Source organism: Roseibium salinum (genome assembly GCF_026240905.1).
In the GTDB taxonomy this organism is placed as follows: domain Bacteria; phylum Pseudomonadota; class Alphaproteobacteria; order Rhizobiales; family Stappiaceae; genus Roseibium; species Roseibium salinum.
In genome coordinates this window covers 1,162,613-1,182,640 of the sequence record NZ_JAPEVI010000003.1, presented here as the reverse complement: position 1 = coordinate 1,182,640, position 20,028 = coordinate 1,162,613, and the positions used below count along the sequence as shown (strand labels likewise).

18 protein-coding genes and 1 pseudogene are annotated in these 20,028 nt (G+C 60.2%); 15 read left to right on the top strand and 4 right to left on the bottom strand.

Features of this window, described 5'->3' with window-relative positions:
- Positions 1-74: 74 nt before the first annotated feature.
- Positions 75-857 (top strand): invasion associated locus B family protein, encoded by a 783-nt coding sequence (locus ON753_RS10035; RefSeq protein ID WP_265962376.1) that lies wholly within the window; start codon positions 75-77, stop codon positions 855-857.
- Positions 858-943: 86 nt separating this feature from the next.
- Here ON753_RS10035 and hspQ read toward each other — a convergent pair whose 3' ends face one another.
- From hspQ to ON753_RS10020, 3 genes are all read right to left on the bottom strand, one after another.
- Positions 944-1,267, bottom strand: a complete 324-nt coding sequence (gene hspQ / locus ON753_RS10030) for a heat shock protein HspQ (RefSeq protein ID WP_265962375.1) — start codon at positions 1,265-1,267, stop codon at positions 944-946.
- A gap of 102 nt (positions 1,268-1,369) precedes the next feature.
- A complete protein-coding gene (locus ON753_RS10025) occupies positions 1,370-2,410 on the bottom strand; it encodes an HpcH/HpaI aldolase/citrate lyase family protein (RefSeq protein ID WP_265962374.1) in 1,041 nt (346 codons plus the stop codon).
- Between the two features lie 90 nt (positions 2,411-2,500).
- Entirely contained in the window at positions 2,501-3,394 is an 894-nt protein-coding gene (locus tag ON753_RS10020; RefSeq protein WP_265962373.1) for a lysophospholipid acyltransferase family protein, read from the bottom strand.
- Positions 3,395-3,702: 308 nt separating this feature from the next.
- Between ON753_RS10020 and ON753_RS10015 the strand changes: the two genes are divergently transcribed.
- A complete protein-coding gene (locus ON753_RS10015; protein WP_265962372.1) occupies positions 3,703-4,656 on the top strand; it encodes an AEC family transporter in 954 nt (317 codons plus the stop codon).
- A gap of 40 nt (positions 4,657-4,696) precedes the next feature.
- Positions 4,697-5,128, top strand: a complete 432-nt coding sequence (locus tag ON753_RS10010; protein WP_265962371.1) for a DUF1801 domain-containing protein — start codon at positions 4,697-4,699, stop codon at positions 5,126-5,128.
- Positions 5,129-5,185: 57 nt separating this feature from the next.
- Here the strand turns inward: ON753_RS10010 and ON753_RS10005 are convergent, their stop codons facing one another.
- Positions 5,186-6,388, bottom strand: coding sequence for a UbiH/UbiF family hydroxylase (locus ON753_RS10005; protein WP_265962370.1), 1,203 nt, complete (start codon positions 6,386-6,388; stop codon positions 5,186-5,188).
- Positions 6,389-6,514: 126 nt separating this feature from the next.
- On the opposite strand from ON753_RS10005, the gene ON753_RS10000 reads away from it, so the two are divergent.
- From ON753_RS10000 to ON753_RS09945, 12 genes and pseudogenes are all read left to right on the top strand, one after another.
- The gene (locus ON753_RS10000; protein WP_265962369.1) at positions 6,515-7,522 is read left to right on the top strand and encodes a DUF2182 domain-containing protein; all 1,008 of its coding nucleotides are present in this window, start codon (positions 6,515-6,517) and stop codon (positions 7,520-7,522) included.
- Between the two features lie 171 nt (positions 7,523-7,693).
- Positions 7,694-8,410: a CDP-alcohol phosphatidyltransferase family protein gene (locus tag ON753_RS09995; RefSeq protein WP_265962368.1), complete on the top strand. Its 717-nt coding sequence runs from the start codon at positions 7,694-7,696 to the stop codon at positions 8,408-8,410.
- Positions 8,411-8,443: 33 nt separating this feature from the next.
- Positions 8,444-9,172, top strand: a complete 729-nt coding sequence (locus ON753_RS09990; protein WP_265962367.1) for a TerC family protein — start codon at positions 8,444-8,446, stop codon at positions 9,170-9,172.
- A 45-nt stretch (positions 9,173-9,217) separates the two neighbouring features.
- A complete protein-coding gene (locus ON753_RS09985) occupies positions 9,218-10,195 on the top strand; it encodes a quinone oxidoreductase family protein (RefSeq protein ID WP_265962366.1) in 978 nt (325 codons plus the stop codon).
- Between the two features lie 6 nt (positions 10,196-10,201).
- Positions 10,202-11,158: a LysR family transcriptional regulator gene (locus ON753_RS09980; RefSeq protein WP_265962365.1), complete on the top strand. Its 957-nt coding sequence runs from the start codon at positions 10,202-10,204 to the stop codon at positions 11,156-11,158.
- A 101-nt stretch (positions 11,159-11,259) separates the two neighbouring features.
- Positions 11,260-11,610 carry a hydroxyisourate hydrolase gene (gene uraH, locus ON753_RS09975; RefSeq protein ID WP_265962364.1) on the top strand — a complete coding sequence of 117 codons (351 nt, stop codon included), beginning with the start codon at positions 11,260-11,262 and terminating at the stop codon, positions 11,608-11,610.
- Positions 11,611-11,613: 3 nt separating this feature from the next.
- A pseudogene (xdhA, locus tag ON753_RS09970) lies at positions 11,614-13,094 on the top strand (xanthine dehydrogenase small subunit).
- Positions 13,078-15,417 carry a xanthine dehydrogenase molybdopterin binding subunit gene (gene xdhB / locus ON753_RS09965; RefSeq protein WP_265962363.1) on the top strand — a complete coding sequence of 780 codons (2,340 nt, stop codon included), beginning with the start codon at positions 13,078-13,080 and terminating at the stop codon, positions 15,415-15,417. The pseudogene xdhA and the gene xdhB overlap by 17 nt, the downstream one beginning before the upstream one ends.
- Positions 15,414-16,424: a xanthine dehydrogenase accessory protein XdhC gene (gene xdhC / locus ON753_RS09960; RefSeq protein ID WP_265962362.1), complete on the top strand. Its 1,011-nt coding sequence runs from the start codon at positions 15,414-15,416 to the stop codon at positions 16,422-16,424. Before xdhB ends, xdhC begins: the two co-directional genes overlap by 4 nt.
- A 60-nt stretch (positions 16,425-16,484) precedes the next feature.
- The gene (locus ON753_RS09955; RefSeq protein WP_265967119.1) at positions 16,485-18,032 is read left to right on the top strand and encodes an ABC transporter ATP-binding protein; all 1,548 of its coding nucleotides are present in this window, start codon (positions 16,485-16,487) and stop codon (positions 18,030-18,032) included.
- The gene (locus ON753_RS09950; protein WP_265962361.1) at positions 18,032-19,120 is read left to right on the top strand and encodes an ABC transporter permease; all 1,089 of its coding nucleotides are present in this window, start codon (positions 18,032-18,034) and stop codon (positions 19,118-19,120) included. Before ON753_RS09955 ends, ON753_RS09950 begins: the two co-directional genes overlap by 1 nt.
- On the top strand, positions 19,113-20,027 hold the full coding sequence (locus ON753_RS09945; RefSeq protein ID WP_265962360.1) for an ABC transporter permease: 915 nt from the start codon (positions 19,113-19,115) through the stop codon (positions 20,025-20,027). Before ON753_RS09950 ends, ON753_RS09945 begins: the two co-directional genes overlap by 8 nt.
- Position 20,028 lies beyond the last annotated feature (1 nt).

Genomic DNA, 20,028 nt, shown 5'->3' with positions numbered 1-20,028 from the left:
TCTCACCGTTCACACTACCACATGGTTAACCTGGACGCGCCTGGCACAAGCCAGAAACAAGAAGATATTCAGATTTGATTCCCCCTTTGGGCCTGCGTTGCAAATCGGCCACCCTCTTGCCCAAATTAGGTGCGTTACCATCATTTCACGGTTTGATTGTTCTAACGGGCCTTGCGGTTGGTTCCGGAATGCCTCAGAACAACGCGAAAGTTCGCACACGCACGATTGAGGACGTTTCGATGAAGAGTGTTTTGAAAAGAAGATTGTTCGGATGCGCAACAGGTGCGCTCCTTGCGATGTCTTCTTTCGCAGGTGCTCCCGCAATCGCCCAGGATCAGCAGGAAAAGAGCCCTTGGACGAAGGCGTGCAACACCAATCCGAATACGCAGAAAGAAATCTGCTTCATCTCGATTGAACTGCGCACCAACACCGGTCAGTTCCTGAGCAACATCGCCATTCAGGAAACGGAAGGCGAAGCCCGCAAGAAGCTTCTCGTTGCCGTGCCCACCGGCGTTCTGATCCAGCCGGGCCTGCGCATCCAGATCGACGAAAGCAAGCCGGTTCAGGCCAAGTACAGCATTTGTGCACCGAATGCCTGCTATGCCGAACTCGCGATTGACGACTCCTTCATCAACGCGATGAAGCAGGGCAGCGAAATTCGCGTGGCGCCCTACAACCAGCAGGCCAAGGAAATCGTCTTCAAGATGACTCTCGTCGGCTTCACCAAGGTATACGACGGCGAACCGATGAACCTCGCCGACCTGCAAAAGCGCCAGGAAGAACTGCAAAGCGAACTGCAGAAACGCGCTGACGAAGCCCGCCAGAAACTGATCGACGCACAGAAAGACGCCCAGTAGCAGGCCCTGTGTGACGGAGACGCAAAAGGCCGGAACAAATGTTCCGGCCTTTGTTGTATGAGCAATCATGAACACCACGGGCTGCGCTAGTGGATCTCCACGCTGCGCGGCAGGTACGATCCGTCCGTCTGCTCCTCGAATATTTCTTCCACTTGAGGGTGACGTATCGGCTCTCCGGTCAGATCCGGTTCCAGGTTCTGTTCACTGACATATGCAACGTATTCCGTCTCCTCGTTTTCGGCGAGGAGATGGTAAAAAGGCTGGTCACGCTGCGGGCGCACGTCCTCGGGGATCGCGTCCCACCATTCTTCCGTGTTGCTGAAGGTCGGGTCGACATCAAAGATAACACCCCGGAAAGGGTAGATCCGGTGCCGGACGACCTGGCCTATTCTGAATTTTGCCGTTCGCATGGTTATTCGTCCGCCTACTGCATGCAATGCCGGGATACCGTGTCGGCAACCTGCTTGCAAGCGCTGTAACATTAAACCTTATCCACGGAGCCTTGCGAATTCCTAAAGACCGTAGACCTCCGCCAGTTCCCTGTCCTTGGAGGCAACGAGTTTGGCCAGATCGACAATCACTTTTGCTTGTTTCCAGGTTGCGTCGTCCTGCATTTTCCCGTCGATCATGACGGCACCTGTCCCGTCGGGCATTGCCTCGAGGATCCTTTTGGCAAACGCGACTTCGTCCGGCTCGGGAGAAAAGACCCTTTTGGCGATGTCGATCTGGGTGGGATGCAGGGACCACGCTCCCAGGCACCCCATCAGGAAGGCATTGCGGAACTGACTTTCGCAGGCTGCCGTATCGGAGAAGTCTCCGAAAGGGCCGTAGAACGGCTTCAGACCATATGACAGGCAGGCATCCACCATTTTGCCGACCGTATAGTGCCAAAGGTCCTGCTGATGGGCGGTGCGCACGCCCCCGTCGTTGTTGTCCGACAGAACCGCATAATCGGGATGTCCGCCGCCGACGCGGGTGGTCTTCATGCCTCTGGAAGCCGCCAGATCGGCAGGGCCCAGGCTCATGCCATGCATGCGCGGGCTCGCCGCCGCGATCTCCTCGACATTCTTCACGCCCTGGGCCGTTTCGAGGATCGCATGGATCATGATCGGCCTGGAAAAGCCTGCCCGGGCTTCGAGTTGCGCCAGCAATTGATCGAGATAGTGAATGTCCCAGGGCCCCTCGACCTTGGGAAGCATGATGACGTCGAGCTTGTCGCCGACAGCCGGTACAATCTCCAGAATATCGTCGAAAAACCAGGGGCTGTTCAGGCAATTCACACGGGTCCACAGCCCGGTCGACCCGAACTCGTTTTCCCGCGCCATCTGAATGAAGCCGTTCCGCGCGTCGGTCTTGGCATCGGCTGGAATGGCGTCTTCCAGATTTCCCAGCACCACGTCGACCTTGGTGATCAGCTCCGGCACCTTGGCGCGCATCTTCTCGATATGGGGCGGGACGAAGTGGATCATCCGCTCCAGTGACACGGGCAGCTCGCGGTACGGCTCCGGAGCGCCGATGGCGAGCGGTTTGTAGAATGCGCTTGGGGTTTTCATGAAACAGCTTCCTCCGCCTGTTCGTCCCATAGCTATAGCGTTTATGCTGCGCTGCAACCATCCACCGAAAGGTGAACGCGCCGCTTCTCGTCAGCTCTCGCGATCGACTGCGTTCGTGGCGGAGGCCCGGCGGGCCTGTTTGATCGACGAAGATTTGCCGGGAGAAGCCCATTTCTTGTGGATCCACATCCATTGTTCCGGATGTTCGCGGATCCAGCTTTCAAAGACTTCATGCATCTGGGCTGTGGCCGCCTGAATATCGGCCTGCCGGTCATCGGTAACGGGCACGGAAATTGCGCGGCCCTCGACCCGGAATTTGACGCCCTCCTTCCGGATGACGCGTCCAAGGATAATGGGAACGTTACAGGTTCGTGCGAGCGAAGCCGGGACCGGTGTAGCATACGCCATCCGGCCGAAAAACGGCACCTGGACGCCCCGGGTTTCCCGCAGATCGCCCATCATGGCCACCACGCCCCCGTTTTTCACCGTGCTGACGATTTTCCTTGCGGTCTGGTGGCTCTTTGAAAGCAACCCGCCCTTGTAGAGCGTCTGCCGCAATTGTCTCAGAGCCTTGTCCGCTTCCGGATTGCGAAGCGCCTGGTAGACCCCCGTGATCTCGACACCCTCCCGAACCGCCGGCTGGACGCACAGCTCCCAGTTCGCGCTGTGGAAGGATACGAAAACGCAGGCTCTGCCTTCATAAAGAACCTGAGCCGTGATTTCGTCGGGATCGATCTCGAAGCGGTCATCCTGCTGAAGCAGTCGGTCGATGTGGAATGTCTCGGCGGCGACGCGTCCGAGGTTCTGCCACATGCCCCTGACAATGGCTTCCCGCTCATCGGCGCTCATGTCCGGAAACGCCTGTTTCAGATGCTTGAGCGCCCTTTTATGCCTTGGATTGAACGGAGCCAGCCGTCGCCAGAACGCACCCATCACAAAGGAGGCGACATCGACCGGAATCAACCGGAACAACCAGATAGCCACCTTCAGCGCGATCCCTTCGACCCGATTCTGAACAGCAGTCAGTCTGGGTGATTTGCGCTCTTTTATTTTCCGCGACATCCGGGCCAAATGCTCTAAAACCTTTTGAGCCCTTTCTTCCGGAAAAGGCTATCTCCAACCCTGTCTGCCTGTTTGGGCACTTGCGATGCGGTCTCAGACCTGATTGGAATGCGGGTCGCCGTGCCGACCTGTGAGTCACGGGTCATTACTCCAAGCATGACGCAAGATGCAAGCGCCTTGAAAACTTCGTTCCCCGCCAACCTGTCGTCTAATTAATCTCTGGAACTCGAATGCAGGACGTCATCACACTGGCCCTTCCGTTTTTCGGGCTGATCCTTTTGGGATTTGGTGCGGGAAAACTCCGGCACCTGCCGGAATCCGGTCTCAGCTGGATGAATTTCTTCGTCATCTATCTGGCTCTGCCGGCGCTGTTCTTCAGGTTGCTGTCCGAAACACCGTTTGAGCAACTGGCCAACATCACGTTCGTCGGCGCTACGACATTCACGACCTATATCGTCTTTGCCATTTCCTTCTGCATCGGCGTGGTGGCAACGCGCGGCAGCATCGGCGAATCCACCATACTCGGCATTGCCGGGGCCTATTCGAATGTCGGCTATATGGGTCCGGGTCTGACGCTCGCCGTGCTTGGGGAGCAGGCGACGGTGCCGACCGCCCTGATCCTGGCCTTCGACAACGCTCTTATGTTCATCCTTGCGCCTTTGCTGATGGCGCTGGCGGGCACGGAAAACGAGCCGATTTCAAGTACACTCAAGCAGATCGTGCTGCGGATCTTCACTCATCCGTTCATTCTGGCAACGATTGCAGGCGTTCTGGCCGCGGCCCTGGAACTGCGACCGCCCCAGGCGATCGATACCCTGCTGCGGTATCTCAGCAACGCTGCTGCACCCTGCGCCCTGTTTGCCATGGGGGTAAGCATCGCTCTTCGCCCGATCGGGCGCATCCCGTTGGAACTCCCCCTGGTGCTGGCGGTCAAGCTGCTGCTGCACCCGATCCTGGTATTCCTTCTGCTCACGTGGATTGGCGGTATCGAGCCGAACTGGATCGCGACAGCCGTGCTGATGGCCTGCCTGCCTCCGGCAACCAACGTCTTCGTCATCGCGCAGCAATACGGGACCTATGTTCAGCGCGCGTCCAGTTTCGTACTGATCGGAACGACGGTCTCCATCGTCACCGTCACGGGTTTCATATGGGCCGTGACAAGCGGTATCCTTCCTCTCCAGTGAGAGGCATGATCAAGCAGGTTATGGATACAGGCCGTCCGTCATGACATTCTCGACCAGCGTTTTGGCGGTTCTCGACAGCTATCCCGGTGAGGTGAGGCAGGCGCTACTGCGCCTGCGTGACCTGATCCACGACACGGCTGGCCAGAACCGCGAGATCGGCCAACTTGAAGAGGCCCTGAAATGGGGCCAGCCAAGCTTTCTGACGGTGAAGCCGCAGACGGGTACGGCCATTCGCATCGATCGGGACAATTCCGGCCAGGGCGATTTCGCCCTCTATGTGAATTGCCAAACGTCGCTCGTCTCCGAATGGCAGGCCATGTTTCCGCACCTGACCTATGGCAGCAACCGCAGCGTCCATTTCACGCTTGAAGAGCCATTGCCGGAGGATGAACTTCGTCAAATGATCACGATGGCGCTCACCTATCGCTCAAAGAAGCGAAAGCCGGCAGCGAAAAGGCGCTCTCACCCGTAACCCGTGGCGCGCCGCCGGCAGCGCCACAGACAGTTTGAGAATGGGGCCGGCGGAGATCTACCGGAAAAGCTCGAACCCGGCACCCGGTGCCATTCCTTCGCGCATGAGCAGCCTGCGCAACGGCCCGACTTTGCCCGCGAAATACATGCCTGCACCACGGGCCAACTGTACCGGCAGGAAACCGGTCAGCAGAGACCGGTTGAGCGCATCGACCGCGTTTGTCCTGGAGCGGATATCGCTCCTGCGCCTGGTCTCATAGCCTGCCAGGACGGCACTGCTGCCGATGTCCTGGTTCCTGGCAAGTGCCTTTGAGAGGACATTGCCGAGATCCGAGATATCGCGCAGGGAGAGATTGAGCCCCTGTGCGCCGATCGGCGGAAAGACATGTGCGGTTTCGCCGACGAGCGCCAGGCGGTCTGCCGTGAGCCTGGTTGCCGTGAGACCGGCGAGAGGAAAACTCTGCGCTTTGGACGCAAGCTTGAACCATCCAAGAATGGAATGCGCGCGCCGCTCCAGTTCCAGCTCCAGTTCAGAGGTGCTCATTGTCAGAAGACGTTGAGCGCCCTCGGCGGTTTCGACACAAACGAGCGACGACTGACGGCCGGGCAGGGGCACAAGAGTGAATGGACCAGTGGGGGTATGGAACTCGGTTGACACATTGTGGTGCGGAAGCCGGTGCTCGAGATTGAGCACCACGGCCACCTGAGGATAGGACCACCGCTTTACGTCGATCCCGACTGTCTCGCGGAGCAGGGAATTCCGCCCGTCCGCTGCCACGACGAGCCGGGCCTTGATCGTTTTATCATTGGCGGTCGTCAGAACGGCATGCTCTCTGCCGAACGCGGCCGAACTGACAAGGCCGGGAACAACCGTCAGATTTTTCTGCGCGGCACATCTTTCTTCGAGAACCGCATTAAGATCGTTGTTTAAGATATTGAAACCGAACTCTTCCAACTCAAGCTCGGAACTGTCGAAGACCACTTCCGGGGCATGGATCAGCCGACCGGTATCATCGATCATCCGCATTTTCTTGAGCTGAGCCGCGTTGTCCCTGATGCTCTGCCAGACACCGATTTCGTCTAGCAGCGAGATCGACTTCTGCCACAGCGCGGTCGTCCTGCCGTCCGGGCGCGGGGCCGCCGGAGCGACAAGCACACAGGAAAGTCCCCGTTTGGCCAGCGTCAGTGCGGTGATACGGCCGGACGGACCGCCACCGACAACGGCGACATCAAAGAAGTCGGTCTGTTTTTTCCCTGGCATATTTTCACCCGACTCAACACGCTTGTCAGGCATCTGATTGCCCCTTTGCTGAAAGATTGCAACGGGACGAAAGCACGCATCCCTCACACCGGTACATTAAAATCTATATTTGGTAAGGTCGCGACGATGAGCAAGATCAATTCGCCGTCCCCGCAAATCGGCTATCAGAAGCTTATCGACAATGCGTTGCACAGATACCGGTCCTTCGACATGTCACATGTGACCAGCACAAATTCTCCTTTCCCGGAGAACCCCAATGGCCGGGGATGGCCTCTTGTGGTCGCGTTTGTCCTGATCCTCAGTCTCGGTGGGTGGGCCTACCTTGCCGCAATGGTCGCGGACATGGTCCCGCTCATGGACATGAGCGAAGCCGGGCCCTGGATGGGGATGTTCAACGAGTTCAACCTCTTCAGAGGCTTGTCGGCAGAAGCGCGCGCAGCGCTCGCCGTCATCTGCCTGCCGACCGGCACCACGTTCGGCATGCCGGATCCGGCGATGACCTTCACCGATCTGGGCAAGATATTCCTGATGTGGGCCATGATGGCCATGGCCATGATGCTGCCGACGGCCACACCGATGCTGCGAAGCTATTCGGCCGAAACGGAGCGGCCGGGCGAGGCGGGTTTCTCCTCGGCCCTGCCGGTCGTCTTTGCCGCTCTCGGCTACCTGGCGGTCTGGCTGGGCTATGCGCTTGTCGCAAGCCTTGCGCAATTTCTGCTGACCAAAATCGGCGCCCTGACGGACATGATGGCACCAGCAAGCCTGGCGTTGACCACCACGGTGTTGTTCGCGGCCGGGCTGTATCAGTTTACACCGGCCAAGCGGGCCTGCCTGCAGCGGTGTTGGTATCCCCGCTGGGTCTTTGCCGGTGAGACGAAGGACGGGGCTCTCGCCGCGGGGTTCCGGGAAGGGCTGGTGCAGGGCCGGGTGTGTCTCGGCTGCTGCTGGGCCGTGATGACGGTGATGTTCGCCGTCGGGCTGATGAACATCCTCTGGATCGCTCTGCTCGGCGCGGTCATGGCTCTCGAAAAGACATTTCCAAGCCGCGTCTTTCCAGTAGCGATCGGAATTGTGCTGATTGCCTGGGCCGGACTGCTGGCGGCGACGGTTCTATTGACGGGGTTTTCGACCTGACATTGCTCGTGAAATGCATGCAGGGCTGTTTTTTCGGTTCACACTGTCATACGATTACAATAAAGGGTTGCCCGGCGCCTGTATGATCACTGGGCAAGGACGTTTACATCACCCAATCCAAGCGCTATCGCAGTTTCGCATCGCGCCCAGATTCTTGAGTGAGGAAATCCTGTGACAGACATTACGCCAGGCAAAGAGGCGCCGGAACCTGCTCTGTTTCTGATCCATATCCTGACAGCGTCCGGAGCACCCATTGCCCTGGTTGCCCTTCTGGCGGGCGCCCAGGGAAAATGGGCGGAGATGTTTGCCTGGCTCGGACTGGCATTCGTGGTGGACGGCATCGATGGACCGTTGGCCCGCCGCTTCAATATTGCCGAACGGCTGCCCCGCTGGTCCGGAGCGTCCCTGGATTTTGTCATCGACTACGCGACCTACGTTTTCCTTCCGGCCTTCGCTCTTTCCGGGAGCCTGATGCTCTCGCATCCCTGGAACTGGATCTGCGGCGGGCTCGTCGTCTTTACCGGAGCGCTCTATTTCGCCGACAATGGCATGAAGACCCCGGATGGTTCCTTCAAGGGCTTTCCCGCCGGCTGGAACATGGCCATTTTCGGCCTGATGGTCCTCTCGCCTTCAGAGGGCTTTACCATTGCATTCGTTCTGTTGTGTTGTGCCTTGACGTTCGCACCCGTGCGTTTCGTCCATCCAGTCCGCGTTCGCCGCTGGCGGATCATCACCCTGCCGGTCACCTTGATATGGATCGGACTGGCCGGGCTCGCCATCCTCAACGGCATGTCATTGAACGGTCTTTCGGCGATGATATTCACAGCGGCGAGTTTGTATCTGTTTTCTGTTTCCGCGGTTCAGCAACTCCTCGACCGCGTCGACTAATCCACTGACTTAGCTGAAATCACAGAGGTAGCCATGCTGGCTTGGGTAACGGATCCGCAGATCTGGGCAAGTCTCGTGACCTTGACGGTCATGGAGATCGTGCTCGGGATCGACAATATCGTCTTCATTTCGGTCATCGTCTCGCGCCTTCCGGCCGCCATGGCAAACCGGGCAAGGCAAATCGGGCTGGCGCTGGCTCTGGTGTTCAGAATAATCCTGCTCTCCCTCCTGGCATGGCTGATCGGGCTGACCGCGCCGCTGTTCGCACTTGGGGACCATGCATTCTCCTGGCGCGACGCAATCCTGATCGCCGGCGGTCTGTTTCTGCTCGTCAAGGCAACGCACGAAATCCACAAGGGGATCGAAGGCGACGAGGAAGGCGATCAGAAGGGCGATCTCAGGAAGAGTTTTGCGGCCGTAATCGCCCAGATTATCGTCATCGACCTCGTGTTTTCGGTCGATTCCATCATCACCGCCATCGGCATGGCCGAACATGTCGAGGTCATGGTCGCAGCCGTCGTCATTGCGATGATCGTGATGTATGTCGCCTCCGGCCCGGTCGCGAACTTCATCAAGGAACACCCGACCACCAAGATGCTGGCCTTGTCCTTCCTGCTTCTGATCGGCGTTGCGCTCATTGCGGACGGTCTGGGATTCCATATCCCGCGCGGCTACATCTATTTTGCCATGGCCTTTTCGGCGGGCGTTGAAATCATTAATGTTCTTGCCAAGGGCAAGCGCACAAAGGCAAAGCGCACCTAGGCGTTGAATGGAAACCACAGCTCAAGGCTGGCCGCGGAGGTTAAGATGGTTCAAGCAATCTGTGTTCACGAAACCGGCGGCCCGGATGTCATGCGTTGGGAGCATGTCGAGGTCGGAGAACCCGGCCCCGGCGAAGCCCGGATCCGGCAGACGGCGATCGGCCTGAACTTCATCGACACCTATTTCCGTTCCGGGCTCTATCCGGCTCCCAACGGCACTCCGTTCAGTCCTGGCAATGAAGGGGCAGGAGTGGTCCAGACCGTGGGCGAAGGGGTGACGCACCTGAACCCCGGCGACCGCGTCGCCTATGTCGGCCCGCTCGGTGCCTATGCGCAGGAGCGCATCGTTCCGGCGGACCGGCTGGTGGTGATCCCGGACGGCATCGACGACAAGACTGCCGCCGGCATGATGCTCAAGGGCATGACGGCCCAGTATCTGTTGCGGCAGACGTTTCAGGTTGGACCGGACACGACGCTTCTGTTTCATGCAGCCGCCGGCGGCGTCGGCCTGATCGCGGGCCAGTGGGCCGCCCACCTTGGCGCAACCGTCATCGGGACGGCCGGTTCGGAGGAAAAGATCGAACTTGCCAAGGCCCACGGCTACCGGCACATGATCAACTACCGGACGGAGAACTTCGTCGAGCGGGTCAAGGAGATCACCGGCGGCAAGGGCTGCGACGTGGTCTATGATTCCGTCGGCAAAGACACCTGTCCAGGTTCGCTCGACTGTCTGAAGCCGCGCGGCCTGTGGGTCAGTTTCGGCCAGTCGTCGGGGCCGATTGCGGATTTCAATCTGGCCCTTCTGGCGCAAAAGGGGTCCCTCTATGCGACCCGGCCGACGCTCTTCAATTACGTCGCCAGCCGCGAAGCCCTCGAGGCAACCGCCGGCGAACTGTTCGAAATGGTGCTCAAGGGTATCGTGAAGATCGAGGTCAATCAGGAATACAGGCTCGCCGACGCCACCCAGGCACACCGCGACCTGGAGGGGCGCAAGACGACCGGCACCACCGTGCTGATCCCGTAGGGCGGCATGAAAACGCGTCCAGGCCGGGCTCAGGATCTTTCGCGCAATCTCTACAGCCCGGCCATGCGCTATTTCCTGGCGGCCGCGGAGGCCGGATCGATCCGGGCGGCGTCGCGCCAGCTGAATGTCGCCTCATCGGCGGTCAACCGCCAGATTCTGTGGCTCGAAGAAGCGCTCGGCTTGCAGCTTTTCGACAGGGTCGGGCGCCGCATCAGGCTGTCTCAGGCGGGCGAATTGCTGCTTGCCCATATCCGCCGGACGTATTCGGACTTTGAAGGAACGGTCGCCGAGCTCGATGCGCTCAAGGGCCTGCGCCGCGGAACCGTATCGATCGCCTCCGTGGAGAGCGTCGCGGAAAAACTGCTTCCGGCGGTCATCAGCGGTTTTCGCAAGAGCTATCCCGGCATCCATGTGAACGTGTCGATCTCGTCCTCGCAGGAAGCGGCAAGCAAGGTGGAAGCGGCGGAAGCCGATGTCGGCTTCACCTTTGACCCGCCGGAAACCTCAGCCCTTACGATCGCCTTCGAGCATGAGCTGGTGATCGGTGCGCTGATGGCCCCCGGTCATCCCCTTGCGGGAGCAAAATCGCTCAGCCTGCAGGATTGTCTGAAATACCCGGTCGCATTGCCTTCCGAGGGTCTTTCGATCCGCACACGCCTCGATCAGGTACGTCGCCGGATCCCGGGAGCCTCGCGGACCTATGTCGAGGCCAACTCGCTGCGTCTGATGCGGGCGCTCGCCCGGGAGGAACAGGTAATCGGCTTTCAGACCCTGATCGGCTGCGAAGACGATCTTGCGTCCGGAGTGTTGGTCTTCAAGCCGCTTTCGGACACGCCTCTTCAGGCGGATCGGCTCTGTGTGGTAACATCTTCCTTGCGCGCGCTGGCCCTGGCACCCGGCATGTTTTTCGATCATGCCGTGTACGCCTTAAAGGATCAACTTCCTGCGCTTGATGCCAAATAGGCATCATTAAGCTCTCAAATGAGCGCTTTGGTTCCGCGCTTTTTTAAGGCACAGTTTTTGTGGCGGCTTTGCGGCACGTTGCCGCGCGAGGGAGGAGACTTATGGGGCGTTTGACGACGCACGTTCTGGACACTGCTTTGGGCAGGCCGGCCCGGGGCTTGAGAATCGAACTCTGGTCACAGGGCGATAAGCCAGAAATGATCTCCGCTCACGAGACAAATGATGATGGCCGTGTCGACCGCCCGATCCTCGAGGCAAGCACCTTCGCAACCGGCACTTATGAGCTGCGCTTCTTTGCAGGCGACTACTTGAGGACAACCGGCGAAGCCTTGCCTGAGCCGCTGTTTCTGGATGTCATCCCGATCCGCTTCGGCATTGCCGAGCAGGACGGCCACTACCACGTGCCGCTGCTGCTGTCGCCTTACGGCTATTCGACTTACCGGGGGAGTTGAGCGATGCGCGATACCATCCGCTTTCTCAAGGGCGGCGAAATCATCGAACTGGAAAATGTCGGTCCGACCGAAACGGTTCTCGACTACCTGAGGCTCCGCCGCCACGAAACCGGGACGAAGGAAGGCTGCGGCGAGGGCGATTGCGGCGCCTGTACGGTTGCCGTCGGCCGACTTGTGGAAGGCAGGCTGACCTACAGGCCCGTCAACAGCTGCATCCAGCTTCTGGGCATGATCGACGGTGCTGAACTGGTGAGCGTCGAAGACCTGGCCCAGGACGACAGGCTTCACCCTGTCCAGGCCGCCATGGTGGAATTTCACGGCTCGCAGTGCGGTTTCTGCACGCCGGGTTTCATCATGTCGCTGTTCACGCTCTACCACGCCGAAGACGCGCCGCGCTCGCGCAAGACCGTCACCGACTGGCTGGCGGGCAACCTTTGCCGTTGCACAGGATACCGGTCAATCATCGACGCGGCGCTGGATGCCTGTTTCGACGCTGCCGACGACGTCTTTTCCTGGCGGGCGAACGAGACGCGCGAAAAGCTCAAGGTCCTTGCGGACAGCCGCGACATCTTCATCGGCGACAGCGAAGCTTTCTTTTCCTCGCCGGCCACGCTCGACGGCCTTGCGGCGCTTTACGGCCAGCACCCCGATGCGACCCTCGTGGCAGGAGCCACCGATGTCGGTCTTTGGATCACGAAACAGCTGCGTGAGCTGCCCAAGATGATCTGGCTCGGAAGAATCGAAGGTCTGGACCGGGTGGAAAGCAGTCCGTCAGGCGTCCTGATCGGCGCGACGGCGACTTACCAGGCAACGGAAGAAGCGATGACGGAGATCTCCCCGGACCTCGGAGAGCTTTGGAGACGCATCGGATCCAAACAGGTTCGGGCCCTGGGAACGGTCGGCGGCAATATCGCCAACGGGTCTCCCATCGGAGATACACCTCCCGCGTTGATCGCGCTCGGGGCGACACTGGAGCTGCAATCTGCAGAGGGGTCACGGGCCCTGCCTCTGGAGGAATTCTTCATCGACTACGGCAAGCAGAATCGCCTGCACGGCGAGTTCGTCACGGGGCTCTTCGTCCCGCGCCTGTCAGCCAACCAGGCCTTCCGTTGCTACAAGATCTCCAAACGGTTCGATCAGGACATTTCCGCGGTCATGGGTGCATTCCGGTATACGATCGAGGACGGCGTCATACTCTCGGCCCGGATCGCCTATGGCGGCATGGCGCCCACCCCGAAACGCGCCGGAGGGGCCGAAGCGGCCCTTAAGGGCGCGTTGCTGGACGATCCCTCTACCTGGGGGAGGGAATGCAGGCGCTGCTATCCGATTTCGCGCCGATAACCGACATGCGGGCCGGCGCCGAATACCGGATGGAAACCGCCAGGGCGCTGCTTGCAAAGTCGCTGATGGAGATCAGCGGCACCGCGCCGGAGGAGCTGCGGGTCCTGGCAAAGCGGGAGGCTGACCATGACCGCGCCGCTTGACCGCAAAAACCTGGCAACAAACCTGAAGCACGTGCGCAAGGCGCTGCCGCATGACAGTGCGGAAAAACATGTGCGCGGGACAGCCACCTATATCGATGACATGGTGGAGCCCGCCGACACGCTTCATGTGGTGCCGGGCTGGGCGCGGGACGCGGTACGAGGCAGAATCCAGTCCATCGACCTTGATGAAGTTCGCTCTGTCCCCGGCGTGGTTGCGGTGCTGACGGCGGGCGACATTCCGGGCACGAATGACTGCTCCTCCGCCTTTGGCGACGACCCGGTTCTGGCGAAGGACGAGATCCAGTTTTATGGCCAGGTTGTCTTTGCCGTTGTGGCCGTGACCCGTGAAGCCGCCCGCAAGGCAGCGCTCAAGGCGAAAATAGATGTTTCCCCCATCACCCCGATCCTGACGGCGGACGATGCCGTGGACGCCGACACGACCGTGCTGCCGGACTATCAATTCCGCCGCGGATCACCCGAAACCGGCATGCAGGCGGCAGAAGAAGTCCTCTCGGGCACCATGTATATCGGCGGCCAGGAGCATTTCTATCTGGAAGGCCAGATCGCCATGGCGCAGCCGCAGGAAGATGGCGGCATGCTGGTCTATTCCTCAACCCAGCACCCGAGCGAGATCCAGCACACGGTTGCCAAGGTGCTCGGCGTGCCAGATGCGGCGATAACCGCCGAGGTGCGCCGCATGGGAGGCGGTTTTGGCGGCAAGGAGTCCCAGGCGAACCAGTGGGCGAGCCTGGCAGCGCTCGCGGCCTGCCGGACCGGCAGAACCTGCAAGATCCGCCTTGATCGCGACGACGACATGATCATGACCGGCAAGCGGCATGATTTTAAGGTCGAATGGAAAGTCGGGCACGACGGATCAGGCAGGATCCGTGCCGTGGACATGGAGTTCCTGGCACGTTGCGGTTACTCGGTCGACCTCTCGCTCGGCGTCAACGACCGCACTCTTTTTCACGCTGACTCCAGCTATTTCTATCCGGACGCGGCGATACGGTCCCGGCGCCTGCGCACGGATACCTGTTCCAACACCGCCTTCAGAGGCTTCGGCGGACCTCAGGGCATGCTTGCGGCCGAGCGGATGATCGACGCGATCGCCATCAGGCTCGGCAAGGACCCGCTCGAGATCCGCAAACTGAACTTCTATGACGGCGAGCGCAACCTGACGCCCTACGGTATGCCCGTTGAAGAATACGAGGTCATGCACGACCTTATTTCACAACTGGAAGAGAGCTCGGACTACTGGCTGCGCCGGGAAGAGGTTGCAGCGTTCAACGCCGAAAATGCGGTCCTGAAAAAGGGGCTTGCCCTGACGCCGGTCAAATTCGGCATTTCCTTCACCTTGAAGCATCTCAACCAGGCCGGAGCTCTGGTGCATCTTTATACGGACGGCTCGGTTCACCTGAACCATGGCGGGACGGAGATGGGGCAGGGGCTCTATCAGAAGGTCGCGCAGGTCGTGGCGGAAGAATTCGGCGTCACCCTGAACAAGGTACGGATCACGGCGACCAACACGTCGAAGGTTCCCAACACCGGACCGACGGCGGCATCGTCCGGAACCGACCTCAACGCCATGGCGGCCAGAAACGCCGCGCGGGAAATCAAGGGCCGGCTGATCGATTTCATCTGTGAACGGCATCAGTGTGGACCGAGCGTCATTCATTTCGGCGACAACAAGGTTCTCGTCGGTGACCAGAGCTTCTCTCTGGCCGAGATCGCCAAACACGCGCATATGGCACGTATTCAGATGTCTCATGCCGGGTACTATGCAACCCCGGGCATCACCTGGGACCGCGAAAGCGCCACCGGCAGACCCTTCTTCTATTTCGCCTTCGGCGGAGCCTGCGCCGAAGTGACGATCGACACCATGACCGGCGAAATGACGGTGGACCGGGTGGATATCCTTCATGATGTCGGTCATTCGCTCAATCCGGCCATCGACCTTGGCCAGATCGAAGGCGGCTTCGTGCAGGGCATGGGCTGGCTGACAACCGAGGAACTGGTCTGGGACGACAGAGGGCGCCTGAGAACGCATGCGCCGTCGACCTACAAGATCCCGACGGCTTCCGACCTTCCCGAGCGCTTCAATGTCCGGCTTTATGACGGAAACGGCAATCCTGAGAAGACGGTCTACCGTTCCAAGGCCGTCGGCGAGCCGCCGCTGATGCTGGCCAATGCGGTCTTTTGTGCAATCAACGATGCCGTGGCCAGCCTCAGGCCGGGCGAAGTCCCGACACTCGACGCGCCGGCCACACCGGAAGCGATCATGAAGGCTGTTCAGGACATGCGGCGCAGGAAGGCGGCCCGATGAATGTCTGGACGCATATCGCTGACAGCCTGAAACGCGGCGATGCCTGTGCCCTGGTCACCGTTTCGCGCGCCGATGGCTCCACGCCGCGAGAAACGGGCGCACGGATGGTGGTCACCGCCGATGCCGGATATCACGGCACGGTTGGCGGCGGCACCCTGGAATTTGAAGCCATCCGCCGCGCTGCCAAAGCCGCCCGGACCGGAACGGCGGCATTCATCCGGCAATCGGTCTCTCTCGGTCCGGATCTCGGCCAATGCTGCGGCGGCCGGGCAGAGCTCGCCATTGAGGTCCTGACGGCACAGGCCCTGGAAATGGCGCGAGACCTGGCACGGCTGGAAGCCGAAGGCGTTCCGTTCGCGACCATGGCCCGGCTGCAAGGCGAGAGGGTCTTGAAGAGGCAGCTCACCGACGCTGTGCCGGCACATCCATTCAGCATCGGCACCGATCCGCAGAGCGGCGATCCATTGCTTCTGGAAAGGTTCGGAACGGTCCGCCGTCCCCTCTTTCTGTTCGGAGCAGGCCATGTCGGCAGGGCGCTGGTTCTGGCCCTCGCGCCATTGCCTTTTGCGGTCACCTGGATCGATGCCCGCGCGCACCAGTTTCCCGGACCCGTGCCGGCAAATGTCACGAAAGTGTGCGTCGCCGATCCGGCTGCGGTGGTGGACCAGGCGCCCGATGGAGCCTTCATTCTGGCGATGACCCATTCCCATGCGCTTGATGAAGAAATCATGGCACGATCCTTGCTGCAGCAACGGTTCGCGTATTGCGGGGTCATAGGCTCGAAAACCAAGAGAGCCCGGTTTCACAAGCGTCTCAAGGCAAGGGGAATAAGCGACGCTCTCGTTGCAAAAATGAACTGTCCGGTTGGGGTCACGGCCATAAAATCAAAACATCCGGCAGCGATTGCCGCCGGCATAGCCGTCGACCTGCTTGAACGGGACGAAGCCGGTCATCAACAGGCTGCGGCAGGCAAAGGGCTTGCACAAAATATACCACATGGTCAATAAAGCAGCATACGCGCGGGGGACGGCGTGGCGGAAGTAATCCTTTCAGAGGTGACGGAGAGCATGGTTCAGCAAGGCAGATCCGATAAGGACACACTGCTGGACGCCAGGGGGCTCACCAAACGGTTCGGCGACATTCTCGCCAACGACAAGGTCGACCTCGTCATCAACAAGGGCGAGATCCATGCACTTCTGGGTGAAAACGGTGCCGGCAAATCCACGCTGGTCAAGATGTTCTACGGTTCGCTCGAACCCGATGGCGGCGAAATCCTGTGGCAGGGGCGAAAGGTCGATATCGGCAATCCGGCCGCCGCGCGGGACCTTGGCATCGGAATGGTGTTCCAGCATTTCTCGCTGTTCGAAGCCCTGACGGTCGTTGAGAACATCGCGCTTGCGCTGCCCGACCCGGGCAACATGTCCGATCTCGCAAAGCGGATCGAATCGGTTTCCAGAGACTACGGTTTGCCGCTCAAGCCGTCGGACGTCGTCGCCGATCTTCCCGTCGGCATTCGCCAGAGGATCGAGATTGTCCGCTGCCTGTTGCAGGAGCCTCAGCTCATCATCATGGACGAGCCGACATCGGTCTTGACCCCGCAAGAGGCAGACCAGCTGTTTCTGACGCTGCAACGGCTTGCCGGCGAAGGCTGCGCGGTGCTCTACATCAGTCACCGGCTGGAAGAGGTGAAGCGGATCTGTCATCACGCGACCATTCTGCGTCACGGCCAGGTGGTCCGCGAATGCGATCCGACCCGCGAAACGGCGGCCTCGCTTGCAAGCATGATGGTCGGCGCCGACGTCGCATCGGTCAGCGCCAGCGCTCAAAAACCACAGATCGGTGAAATCCGCTTGGGGCTGCGCAACCTTTCCGCAAAAGCCGCGACACCCTTTGCGACGGCACTGAACAACATTTCCCTCGACATCCGAGCCGGCGAAGTTGTGGCGATCGCCGGCGTGGCCGGCAACGGCCAGGGGGAATTGTTCGATGCCCTTTCCGGCGAAATGCTGGTGGCGCCGGACATGATCCAGATCGACGGCCAGCCGTGCGGGTCCAGGAACATTACCTGGCGGCGCAGGCAAAATGCCGCCTTCGTTCCCGAGGAACGTCTCGGCCACGGGGCCGTGCCGGGTTTGAAGCTCTCGCAGAACATCGTTCTGACCCGTCATGGGACCGGCGACAATCTTGTCAGCGGCAGCTTCCTGTCGAAATCCCGGGCCGGCCTCATCGAACAGCGGATCAAGAAGACCTACGATGTGCGCATGTCTCATGATGATGCGGAAGCGCGCGCCCTTTCGGGCGGAAACCTGCAGAAGTTCGTGGTGGGCCGCGAGCTGGACCGCAGACCCGGCGTCCTGATCGTCAACCAGCCGACCTGGGGCGTCGATGCCGGCGCCGCGGCGCTGATCCGCCAGGCGTTGATCGACCTCGCCCGTTCAGGCTCCGCCGTTCTGGTTATCAGCCAGGACCTCGACGAGATCTTCGAGATTGCCGATCGGGTCGCCGTGATATCGAGGGGCTACCTCTCCGCCGCGGAGCCGGTGCAAGACATGACCCGCGAGCGTGTCGGGCTGCTCATGGCCGGTGGTGCCGAAACGCAAGGGGAGGTGGCCTGATGCGCATCGAACTGGTGAAAAGAAAAGAACACAGCCAGCTCATGGCGCTGCTGTCCCCGCTGATCGCCATCGGCCTGACCGCCGTGGCGGCAGGGATGATTTTTGCCATTTCCGGGCATGACCCGCTGGCAGGGCTCTACAAATTCTTCATTGAACCGCTTACCCAGGAATGGTCTTTGCAGGCAACGATAGACAAGGCGACGCCCCTGATCCTGATCGGCTGCGGCCTTGCCGTGTGTTATCTTTCCAACAACTGGAACATCGGCGCCGAGGGGCAGTTCATTGTCGGCGCACTGCTCGGCTCGGTCCTGCCGGTACTGTTTCCCTCCTTCGAAAACGCCGCAACACTGCCGCTGATGTTGATTTTCGGTGCATTGGGCGGCGCGCTCTGGGCGCTTATCCCGGCCGTATTGAAAACCCGCTTCAACACCAACGAAATCCTCACAAGCCTGATGCTGGTCTATGTGGCCAGCCTGCTTCTGGACTATCTCGTGCGCGGTCCGTGGCGCGATCCGGAGGGTTACAATTTTCCGGAATCGCGGCTCTTTTCCGATGCCGCCACGTTGCCCGACCTCTTCGGCCGCGCGCTAAGCCTGTCGACGCCGATCACGATCGCCATTGCGCTTGTCCTTGCAATTGTCCTTGCCAAGACCCTGAAAGGATTTGAGATCAGGGTGATGGGCGAAAGCCCGCGCGCGGGAAGCTTTGCAGGATTTTCCGCAAAACGGCTGACCTTGTTCGCCTTCGCGCTGGCCGGCGCCTTTGCCGGACTTGCCGGTATCATGGAAGTTTCCGGTGGGTTGAACCAACTACTGCCGTCCATATCGCCGGGCTACGGCTTCACCGCCATTATCGTCGCCTTCCTGGGCCGTTTGAACCCGATCGGCATCATCGTGGCAGGCTTTGTCCTGGCGCTCTCCTATATCGGCGGCGAGGCCGTGCAATCGGCCATGGGCGTTTCCAACAAGATAGCCAGTGTCATCCAGGGCCTGCTCCTGTTCTTCGTGCTCGCCTGCGACACGCTGATCCTGTACCGCATCCGCATTGGCTCGCCCCGCACTACAGCCGGGGAGGCTACCCATGTTTGAAGCCGTCCTTCTTACCGTCATCACGGCCGCGACGCCGCTTCTCATTGCCGCCATCGGTGAACTGGTGGCCGAACGTTCCGGTGTTCTCAATCTTGGTGTCGAAGGCATGATGATCATGGGCGCCGTGGTCGGATTCGCGGTCGCGAACCAGACCGGTTCGGGGTCTATGGGCATCATTGCGGCGATTTGTGCCGGGATGGCCATGGCGGCCTTGTTCGGCTTTCTCGTCCTGTTCATGGTCGCAAATCAGGTCGCCACGGGCCTTGCCCTGACCATACTTGGGATCGGGTTTTCGGGCCTGATCGGCGAAGCCTATATCGGTGTTCCGGGGCTGAAACTGCCGAAACTCGACATCCCGGTGCTTTCGGACATTCCCTTCATCGGCCCCGTACTGTTTCAGCAGGATGTGATCGTTTATCTGAGCTTCGCACTGGTCGCGGTCGTCGCATACATGTTGTTCCGTACACGCTCCGGACTGATCCTGCGCGCCGTCGGCAACAATCATGGCTCCGCCCACGCGCTGGGATATTCGGTCATCAAGATCCGGTTTCTCGCCGTGCTCTTCGGCGGCGCGTGCGCCGGTCTGGCCGGCGCCTACATGTCGCTCGCCTACACGCCTCAATGGGTGGAAAACATGACCGCGGGCCGGGGCTGGATTGCCCTTGCACTCGTTGTGTTCTCGTCGTGGCTGCCGCTGCGGGTCGTCGTCGGTGCCTATCTCTTCGGAGCAGTCAGCGTGCTCAACCTGCACGCCCAGGCCATCGAACTGAATATACCGTCGCAGTTGCTGTCCAGCTTGCCGTACCTGGCGACTATTCTGGTGCTTGTACTCATTTCGGCGAACCGCAGACTGACGCTGGTCAATACGCCAGCGTGTCTCGGCAAGCCGTTTGTTCCGGACCGGTGAA

Excerpts from the sequence above, each read along its gene's own strand:
- hspQ (WP_265962375.1), bottom strand. The coding sequence starts at position 1,267 with ATGCGAACGGCAAAATTCAGAATAGGCCAGGTCGTCCGGCACCGGATC.
- ON753_RS10025 (WP_265962374.1), bottom strand. The coding sequence starts at position 2,410 with ATGAAAACCCCAAGCGCATTCTACAAACCGCTCGCCATCGGCGCTCCG.
- ON753_RS10015 (WP_265962372.1), top strand. The coding sequence starts at position 3,703 with ATGCAGGACGTCATCACACTGGCCCTTCCGTTTTTCGGGCTGATCCTT.
- ON753_RS10010 (WP_265962371.1), top strand. The coding sequence starts at position 4,697 with ATGACATTCTCGACCAGCGTTTTGGCGGTTCTCGACAGCTATCCCGGT.
- ON753_RS10005 (WP_265962370.1), bottom strand. The coding sequence starts at position 6,388 with ATGCCAGGGAAAAAACAGACCGACTTCTTTGATGTCGCCGTTGTCGGT.
- ON753_RS10000 (WP_265962369.1), top strand. The coding sequence starts at position 6,515 with ATGAGCAAGATCAATTCGCCGTCCCCGCAAATCGGCTATCAGAAGCTT.
- ON753_RS09990 (WP_265962367.1), top strand. The coding sequence starts at position 8,444 with ATGCTGGCTTGGGTAACGGATCCGCAGATCTGGGCAAGTCTCGTGACC.
- ON753_RS09985 (WP_265962366.1), top strand. The coding sequence starts at position 9,218 with ATGGTTCAAGCAATCTGTGTTCACGAAACCGGCGGCCCGGATGTCATG.
- ON753_RS09980 (WP_265962365.1), top strand. The coding sequence starts at position 10,202 with ATGAAAACGCGTCCAGGCCGGGCTCAGGATCTTTCGCGCAATCTCTAC.
- uraH (WP_265962364.1), top strand. The coding sequence starts at position 11,260 with ATGGGGCGTTTGACGACGCACGTTCTGGACACTGCTTTGGGCAGGCCG.
- xdhB (WP_265962363.1), top strand. The coding sequence starts at position 13,078 with ATGACCGCGCCGCTTGACCGCAAAAACCTGGCAACAAACCTGAAGCAC.
- xdhC (WP_265962362.1), top strand. The coding sequence starts at position 15,414 with ATGAATGTCTGGACGCATATCGCTGACAGCCTGAAACGCGGCGATGCC.
- ON753_RS09955 (WP_265967119.1), top strand. The coding sequence starts at position 16,485 with ATGGTTCAGCAAGGCAGATCCGATAAGGACACACTGCTGGACGCCAGG.
- ON753_RS09950 (WP_265962361.1), top strand. The coding sequence starts at position 18,032 with ATGCGCATCGAACTGGTGAAAAGAAAAGAACACAGCCAGCTCATGGCG.
- ON753_RS09945 (WP_265962360.1), top strand. The coding sequence starts at position 19,113 with ATGTTTGAAGCCGTCCTTCTTACCGTCATCACGGCCGCGACGCCGCTT.